Annotated in this window: 9 protein-coding genes; 8 read left to right on the top strand and 1 reads right to left on the bottom strand. The window is 63.1% G+C overall.

The features are described 5' to 3' along the window. The 3 genes from EN893_RS01755 to EN893_RS01745 all read left to right on the top strand — a co-directional run. Positions 1-1049 (top strand): benzoate/H(+) symporter BenE family transporter (locus tag EN893_RS01755; RefSeq protein ID WP_164900688.1); only part of this gene is annotated, 1049 nt, incomplete at its 5' end. A gap of 118 nt (positions 1050-1167) precedes the next feature. Next, on the top strand, positions 1168-1650 hold the full coding sequence (locus EN893_RS01750; RefSeq protein WP_127266800.1) for a DUF2852 domain-containing protein: 483 nt from the start codon (positions 1168-1170) through the stop codon (positions 1648-1650). A gap of 100 nt (positions 1651-1750) precedes the next feature. Then, complete coding sequence (locus EN893_RS01745) at positions 1751-2509, top strand: M48 family metallopeptidase (RefSeq protein ID WP_127270177.1); 759 nt, start codon at positions 1751-1753, stop codon at positions 2507-2509. Between the two features lie 5 nt (positions 2510-2514). Here the strand turns inward: EN893_RS01745 and EN893_RS01740 are convergent, their stop codons facing one another. After that, entirely contained in the window at positions 2515-2733 is a 219-nt protein-coding gene (locus EN893_RS01740) for a hypothetical protein (protein WP_127269343.1), read from the bottom strand. Between the two features lie 112 nt (positions 2734-2845). Between EN893_RS01740 and EN893_RS01735 the strand changes: the two genes are divergently transcribed. The 5 genes from EN893_RS01735 to EN893_RS01715 all read left to right on the top strand — a co-directional run. Beyond that, positions 2846-3505, top strand: a complete 660-nt coding sequence (locus tag EN893_RS01735) for a phosphoribosylanthranilate isomerase (protein ID WP_127269344.1) — start codon at positions 2846-2848, stop codon at positions 3503-3505. A gap of 92 nt (positions 3506-3597) precedes the next feature. Next, a complete protein-coding gene (trpB, locus tag EN893_RS01730) occupies positions 3598-4818 on the top strand; it encodes a tryptophan synthase subunit beta (protein ID WP_127269345.1) in 1221 nt (406 codons plus the stop codon). A gap of 63 nt (positions 4819-4881) precedes the next feature. Further along, a complete protein-coding gene (gene trpA / locus EN893_RS01725) occupies positions 4882-5721 on the top strand; it encodes a tryptophan synthase subunit alpha (protein WP_127269346.1) in 840 nt (279 codons plus the stop codon). A gap of 45 nt (positions 5722-5766) precedes the next feature. Beyond that, entirely contained in the window at positions 5767-6693 is a 927-nt protein-coding gene (accD, locus tag EN893_RS01720; protein ID WP_013528321.1) for an acetyl-CoA carboxylase, carboxyltransferase subunit beta, read from the top strand. A 119-nt stretch (positions 6694-6812) separates the two neighbouring features. After that, positions 6813-7931 (top strand): folylpolyglutamate synthase/dihydrofolate synthase family protein (locus EN893_RS01715; RefSeq protein WP_164900687.1); only part of this gene is annotated, 1119 nt, incomplete at its 3' end.

Raw genomic sequence — 7931 nt, 5'->3', positions numbered from 1 at the left:
GTGCGACGCAGATCGAGACGGCAAGCTGGGTGACGACGATCTGCCTGGCCATGGCGATCGAGAGCCTGTGGCTGTCATGGCGCACGAAAATGCCTGTCATCACCGCCTGGTCGACGCCGGGCCTGGCGCTGATCGCGGCATCGAGCGGCTTTTCGATGAGCGAGGCCGTCGCCGCCTTCATCGTCACCGGCGTCCTTCTGATCGCCACAGGGCTGTTTCGGCCCCTGACCAAGCTGATCTCGAGGATACCGCCCTCCGTTGCCTCGGGCATGCTGGCCGGCATCGTCGTCACCTTCGCGCTCAATGCGGTGAAAACCATTCCAATCGACCCGTGGCTGATCCTGCCGCTGATCGCTGCCTTCTTCGTTATCAGGCTGTTCAACCCGGCGCTGTCGGTGCTGGCGGTTCTGATCGGCGGTGGCCTCGCCGCTTTCCTCACCGGCCGTGTCGGTGGCCTGCCGACACCGGAACTGTCGACGCTGACGCTGATTGCGCCTGACTTCACCACCAAGGCGGTGATCGGCCTGGCACTGCCGCTCTACCTCGTCACCATGGCGTCGCAAAACCTGTCCGGCCTCGCCGTGCTGCGCGCCGCCGGCTATCACCCGGAGCCCGGCCCGCTGATCGGCGTCACGGGCCTGTTTTCGTTGCTGTCGGCGCCGTTCGGCGGCTCGACGACCAATCTGGCGGCGATCTCGGCGGCGATCTGCACCGGACCGGACGTCCACCCCGATCCCGCCGAGCGCTGGAAGACCGGGCCGTTCTATGCGCTCGCCTATCTCATCTTTGCGATTTTCGGCGCTTCGCTGGTGGCGATCTTCGCGGTGCTGCCGCAGAGCCTGATCGTGCTGGTGGCAGGCCTGGCGCTGATGGCGTCGCTCGCCAACGCGCTGTCTATCGCGCTGAAGGAAGAGGCGGATCGCATGGCCGCCACCGTCACCTTTGTCGTCACCGCGTCGGGTCTGACGCTGTTCGGCGTTGGCGCCGCATTCTGGGGCCTGATTGCCGGGCTGGTCGTGCTTTTCCTCGATATGATCAAAAAGCGATAATCATTTCAGATGCTTGTCCGGATTTGGCGGACATTGTCTTGAATCGCCGTTTTTCTCTTCCCATTTCGATTCCACGCAGCCCGGATTTGGCTGTCTCCAACCGAAGGAATGGGAGAAAATGAACGCATCCGCATTGATCCGTCCGGCCTGGACGCCGGCAACCATCGCGTTGATGGTTGTAGGTTTCATGGTGTTCTGGCCACTCGGCTTCGCCATGCTCGCCTACATCATCTGGGGCGACCGCCTCGATGGCTTCAAGCGTGACGTCAACCGCGCGACCGACGGCATCTTCGCCGGCTGCCGCCGCGGTTCCGACAAGGCCGCGCGCTGGGGCAATGGCTCCGCCCGCACCGGCAACGTCGCTTTCGACGACTGGCGCGAAAAGGAACTTGAGCGGCTGAACGAAGAGCGCCGCAAGCTCGACGAGATGCTGACCCAGTTCGACGAGTATGCCCGCGAATTGCGCCGCGCCAAGGACCAGGACGAGTTCGACCGGTTCATGGCCAACCGCAACAAGTCGACGGCTCCGACGAAGACCGATCCAAGCACCGGAACGACGACCACCAAGCGTGGCAAGGGCTCGAACCTGCTTGACGACTGAGGCCAAGCGACTGGCCACATCGTGAAAAAACGGCGTCGCGCGAGCGGCGCCGTTTCTTTTTTGTTCTAGTCGTTTTTCTCGAATCGCGTATCGTCCCGCCATGACTCTCGGCTTCTTTCGCAATCTGACAAAGCCCAAGCCCACGCCTGTCGTGGAGCGCGAATATTGCGTCGCCGGCCGCACGCTGCCGCTTAAGATCGTCGAGAGCGCCAGGGCGCGCCGAATGACGCTGCGCATCGATTCAGGCGGCCAGGGTCTACGCATAACCGTGCCGCCAGGCCTGCGCCGCGGCGAAGTGGACAGGTTCCTCGAGCGGCACCAGGACTGGCTGGAGCAGCGACTGGCCAAGGTGCCGACGCGGCCGCAGGTGCGGCCCGGCATCAGGATCCCGCTGCGCGGCGTGCCGCACCGCATCGTCCATGAACCGTCAAAGCGCGGCACCGTCACCGTGTCGCGCGACGAACGTGGTCCGCTCTTGATCGTGCATGGCGACCGCATACATCTGCCGCGCCGCCTCGCCGATTTCCTCAAGCGCGAGGCCAAGAAGGAAATCGAGAAGCTGGTGGCCAAACACACCGAGGCGCTCGGCAAGCGCGCCAAGGCTATCCGCTTCAAGGACACATCAAGCCGCTGGGGGTCATGCACCTCCGAAGGCAATCTGTCCTTTTCCTGGCGCATCATGATGGCGCCGTCGCCGGTCATCAACTACCTCGTCGCGCATGAAGTGGCGCATCTCAAGGAGATGAACCACGGTCCGAAATTCTGGAAATTGTGCGAAAAGCTCTGCCCCGACACCGATCGCTGCAAGGACTGGCTGAAGCGCAATGGCGGTGCGCTGCAGGCGATCATGTTCGAGTAGATCGCTCAGTCGTCGTTGGCGGCGTTCAAGTCCTCAGGCCGTAGCCCCTCATCGCCATGATGCGGCCACGGCAGGAAATTGCCGTCGAATTCATCGCTGCCAAAATAGTCGAGCGCGCGGTGCGCCTCGGCGCCGTCGAAGGCGGCCTTGTCGATCAGGTGCGCGATGACCTCGCGCGCCTGCGCGATCTTCTGCCTGAGTTCGGCAATTGTCCTGTCGGTCATGGTCATGCTCCCGCAGTGTGTCCTGTTCATCCATAGGTAGCGCCTTTGGCCGCGCCGGCAAACAGCATGCTTTTTCTCGACTCTTTTCGCTTTTCATGCCAATTCCCGCGCCATGGCACTCGACATCAAGATCTGCGGCTTGAAGACCGACGCGGCAATGGCCGCGGCGCTGGCCGGCGGCGCCAGCCATGTCGGGTTTATCTTCTTCGCCAAAAGCCCACGCTATGTCGAACCCGCCGAGGCTGGCCGCCTGCGCGAGGCGGCGCGCGGCAAGGCGATGGCGGTTGCTGTCATCGTCGATGCCAGCGACGCTTTCCTGGATGAAATCCTTGCCCAAATGCAGCCCGACATGCTGCAACTGCATGGCGCGGAAACGCCCGAGCGCGTCGCCGAGGTCAAAGCCCGTTATGGTTTGCCGGTGATGAAGGCGCTGCCGCTCAGCGAGGCTGCCGATCTCGAACGGATAAAGCCATTCATCGGCATATCAGACCGGTTCCTGTTCGACGCCAAGCCGCCGAAAGGCTCAGAACTGCCGGGCGGCAATGGTGTTGCCTTCGACTGGCGCATTCTTGTCGGCCTTGACGGCGGCGTCGATTACATGCTTTCCGGTGGGCTCAACGCCGCCAATATCGGCGATGCCCTTCGGCTTGCCGACCCGCCCGGAATAGACATTTCCTCAGGCGTGGAAAGCGCACCGGGCGTCAAGGATCCGGCGCTGATCGAACAGTTTTTCCGGGCCGTCAGGACCGCGCGGAACACCCGCGCAGCCTAGTAGTGCCTTAAACCAGAGCATGTCCCGGAAAAGTGGGAACCGGTTTTCCGACAAGGACATGCTTCATAAGTCAAGATGCCAGGAGATCGGCGATGAACAAGCCGGCGACACCCAATTCCTTCCGCACCGGACCCGATGAACAGGGCATGTTCGGCATTTTCGGCGGTCGTTTCGTTGCCGAAACGCTGATGCCGCTGATCCTCGATCTGGAGCAGCACTGGAACGAGGTCAAGAACGATGCGAATTTCAGGGCCGAGCTGACTGACCTGTCGACCCATTATGCCGGGCGACCCTCGAAGCTCTATTTCGCCGAAGGCCTCACGAAGCATCTCGGCGGCGCAAAGGTCTATTTCAAGCGCGAGGATTTGAACCACACCGGTTCGCACAAGATCAACAACTGCCTCGGCCAGATCCTGCTGGCCAAGCGCATGGGCAAGAAGCGCATCATCGCCGAGACCGGCGCCGGCCAGCATGGCGTGGCATCGGCCACGGTCGCGGCCCGCTTCGGCTTCCCCTGCGTCGTCTATATGGGCGCCACCGACGTCGCCCGGCAAAGCCCCAATGTCTTCCGCATGAAGCTGCTCGGCGCCGAAGTGCGCCCGGTGACCGCTGGTCACGGCACGCTGAAGGACGCCATGAACGAGGCGTTGCGCGACTGGGTGACCAATGTCGAGGACACCTATTACCTGATCGGCACCGCCGCCGGCCCGCATCCCTATCCGGAGCTGGTGCGCGACTTCCAGTCGGTAATCGGCACCGAAGCGCGGGCGCAGATCCTAGAGCAGGAAGGCCGACTGCCGGACACCATCATCGCCGCTGTCGGCGGTGGTTCGAACGCCATCGGCCTGTTCCATCCCTTCCTCGACGACAAAGAGGTCCGCATCATCGGCATCGAGGCCGGCGGACGCGGCCTTGACGGCATCGAGCATTGCGCCTCGATGAATGCCGGCGCGCCGGGCGTGCTGCATGGCAACCGCACCTATCTCCTGCAGAACGCCGACGGACAGATCATGGACGGCCATTCTATCTCGGCCGGTCTCGATTATCCCGGCGTCGGCCCCGAGCATTCCTGGCTGCGCGATTCAGGCCGCGTCGAATACGTGCCGATCCTCGACGACGAGGCGCTCGAGGCCTTCAAGCTGACGACGCGCGTCGAAGGCATCATCCCGGCGCTGGAATCCGCGCATGCCATTGCGCATGCGGTGAAGATCGTGCCCGCCATGGACAAGGACCAGATCGTCATCGTCAACCTGTCCGGCCGTGGCGACAAGGACGTGCATACGGTGGCCTCGATGCTGGGTATGGAGATCTAGGCCCCTTTGGACAGTTTCGATTTGGGAGTTGATTATGAGCAAAATTCGTCCAAAGGGCCAGACATGGTGACCCGCATCGACCGCCGCATGGCAAAACTGAAAGCCGAAGGCCGCCCGGCGCTCGTCACCTATTTCATGGGCGGCGACCCTGACTACGACACCTCCTTGTCGATTATGAAGGCACTGCCCAAGGCCGGCGCCGACATCATCGAGCTCGGCATGCCGTTTTCCGACCCGATGGCCGACGGCCCGGCGATCCAGGCGGCGGGCCTGCGGGCGCTGAAGGGCGGCCAGACGCTGGTCAAGACGCTGAAGATGGCGGCCGACTTCCGGACCAGTGACAATGAAACGCCGATCGTGCTGATGGGCTACTACAATCCGATCTACATCTATGGCGTCGACCGCTTCCTCAAGGACGCGATCGCCAGCGGCATTGACGGGCTGATCGTCGTCGACCTGCCGCCCGAGATGGACGAGGAACTGTGCATTCCGGCGCTCAAGGCCGGCATCAATTTCATCCGGCTGGCGACACCGACGACCGACGACAAGCGCCTGCCGAAAGTGCTGCAGAACACGTCGGGCTTCGTCTACTATGTGTCGATGACCGGCATCACCGGCTCGGCGCTGGCCGACACCGGCAAGGTGGCGGCGGCGGTCAAGCGCATCAAGGGCCACACCGACCTGCCGGTCTGCGTCGGCTTCGGCGTCAAGACCGCCGAGCAGGCCCGGGTGATCGGCGCCAATGCCGACGGTGTCGTCGTCGGCACCGCGATCGTCAATGCGGTTGCCAATGTGCTGGGACCGAAGGGCGAAAAGACCGCCGATCCGGCCGAAGCCGTCGCCACGCTGGTCAGCGGCCTTGCGCAAGGCGTGCGTTCGGCCCGCCTTGCTGCTGCCGAATAGTTCTCCTACCTCTTCCCAATCCTCGTCAGGACAGGAGCCGAAGCGATGAACTGGATCACCAATTACGTTCGCCCGAAGATCAATTCGATGCTCGGCCGGCGCACCGACATGCCCGAGAACCTCTGGATCAAGGATCCGGAGACCGGCGAGATGGTGTTCCACAAGGACCTGGAATCCAACCAGTTCGTCATTCCGTCGTCCGGCCATCACATGAAGATCTCGGCCAAGGAGCGGCTGAAATTCTTCTTCGATGGCGGCAAATACGAGACCCTGGACAACCCCAAGGTGATGCAGGATCCGCTGAAATTCCGCGACGAGAAGCGCTATGTCGACCGGTTGAAGGACGCCAAGGCCAAGACCGGCCTTGAGGACGCGATCATCAATGCGCTGGGCACCGTCGAGGGTCTGCCGGTGGTGGTCACGGTGCAGGATTTCGCCTTCATGGGCGGCTCGCTCGGCATGGCCGCTGGCGACGCCATCGTGCATGGCTTCGAAGTGGCCCTGCAGCGCAAGCGGCCGCTGATCCTGTTCGCCGCTTCCGGCGGCGCGCGCATGCAGGAAGGTATTTTGTCCCTGATGCAATTGCCGCGGACAACGGTTGGTGTCGACCGGCTGAAGGAAGCCGGCCTGCCCTACATCGTCGTTTTGACCAACCCGACCACGGGCGGCGTGACCGCCTCCTATGCCATGCTGGGCGACGTGCACATTGCCGAGCCCGGCGCGCTGATCGGCTTTGCCGGACCGCGCGTCATCGAACAGACGATCCGCGAGAAATTGCCCGACGGCTTCCAGCGCTCCGAATATCTGATGGAGCACGGCATGGTCGACATGGTCGTATCCAGGCTGGAAATGCGTGAAACGATCGCGCGCCTGCTCAAGATGCTGCTCAAGCTGCCGGAAGAGCAAAAAACGCTGGAGCCGGAAATCCTGCCGCCGGCGGTGGTCGCCGCGGAAGCTCGGCCGCAAGCCTGAAGCGACACGAAGCGCCGCGACCGCGATTGCACGGGTGCTTCGGCGCGCTGTAGCTTTTGATTGCCATAGCCATCCGAAACCGATTCTGGTTTTCACGGCTCATGCGCTAGGATTCTGCCATGACGACGCTTGCCGCCGACCGCGAAATCGAAGCCCTGATGGCGCTTCATCCGAAAGGCTTCGACCTTTCGCTCGACCGCATTTCGCGGCTGCTGGAGCGGCTTGACGATCCGCAGGATCGGCTGCCACCGGTCATCCACATCGCCGGCACCAACGGCAAAGGCTCGTGCGCCGCCTTTTCGCGCGCCCTGCTCGAGGCAGCGGACTACCGCGTCCATGTTCACACCTCGCCGCATCTGGTCAACTGGTATGAGCGTTACCGGCTGGCCGCCGATGGCGGCGGCAGGCTGGTCGAGGACAGGGTTTTCGCCGATGCTATTGCCCGTGCGGCCAGAGCCAATGAAGGCGAGAAGATCACCGTCTTCGAGATTCTCACCGCCGTCACCTTCCTCTTGTTTTCCGAACACCAGGCCGACGCCGCCATCATCGAGGTCGGGCTCGGCGGCCGCTTCGACGCGACCAATGTCGTCAAGGAGCCGGCCGTGTCAGTGATCATGCCGGTGTCGCTCGACCACGAGGCCTATCTCGGGGACCGTGTCGAACTGATCGCGGCCGAAAAGGCCGGTATTATCAAGCCCGGCTGTCCGGTGGTCATCGGCGCGCAGGAGAGCGAAACGGCGCTGCAGGTGCTGATCGAAACCGCCGAGCGGCTTGAATGCCCCACCTTCGTCTACGGCCAGGACTTCCTTGCCTTCGAGGAAAACGGCCGCATGGTCTACCAGGACGAAGACGGCTTGATGGACCTGCCACCGCCCAGGCTGCCCGGACGCCATCAGTTCGCCAATGCGGCGGCGGCGATCGCCGCGGTCAAGGCGGCCGGTTTCGAGATCAGCCATCGCGCCGCCGAAAAGGCGATGATCAATGTCGCCTGGCCAGGGCGTATGCAGAAGCTGATGCAGGGCCGGCTGGCCGAACTGGCACCCAAGGGCGCCGATATCTGGCTCGACGGTGGCCACAATCCGGGGGCCGGCGTGGTGGTTGCCGAAGCGTTGGCCGAGCAGGAAGAGAAGAACCCGCGTCCGCTGTTCCTCATCTCGGGCATGATCAACACCAAGGACCAGAGCGGCTATTTCCGTGCCTTCAAGGGCCTCGCCCGGCATGTCTACACGGTGCCGGTG

It is taken from the genome of Mesorhizobium sp. M7A.F.Ca.CA.004.04.2.1 (assembly GCF_004022825.1).
Lineage (GTDB): Bacteria > Pseudomonadota > Alphaproteobacteria > Rhizobiales > Rhizobiaceae > Mesorhizobium.
The sequence above is the reverse complement of the archived record's forward strand: the minus strand, read 5'-3'. Positions and strand labels throughout refer to the sequence as shown.

Coding starts and splice junctions, on each gene's coding strand:
- EN893_RS01750 (WP_127266800.1), top strand. CDS start 1,168: ATGAACGCATCCGCATTGATCCGTCCGGCCTGGACGCCGGCAACCATC.
- EN893_RS01745 (WP_127270177.1), top strand. CDS start 1,751: ATGACTCTCGGCTTCTTTCGCAATCTGACAAAGCCCAAGCCCACGCCT.
- EN893_RS01740 (WP_127269343.1), bottom strand. CDS start 2,733: ATGACCGACAGGACAATTGCCGAACTCAGGCAGAAGATCGCGCAGGCG.
- EN893_RS01735 (WP_127269344.1), top strand. CDS start 2,846: ATGGCACTCGACATCAAGATCTGCGGCTTGAAGACCGACGCGGCAATG.
- trpB (WP_127269345.1), top strand. CDS start 3,598: ATGAACAAGCCGGCGACACCCAATTCCTTCCGCACCGGACCCGATGAA.
- trpA (WP_127269346.1), top strand. CDS start 4,882: ATGGTGACCCGCATCGACCGCCGCATGGCAAAACTGAAAGCCGAAGGC.
- accD (WP_013528321.1), top strand. CDS start 5,767: ATGAACTGGATCACCAATTACGTTCGCCCGAAGATCAATTCGATGCTC.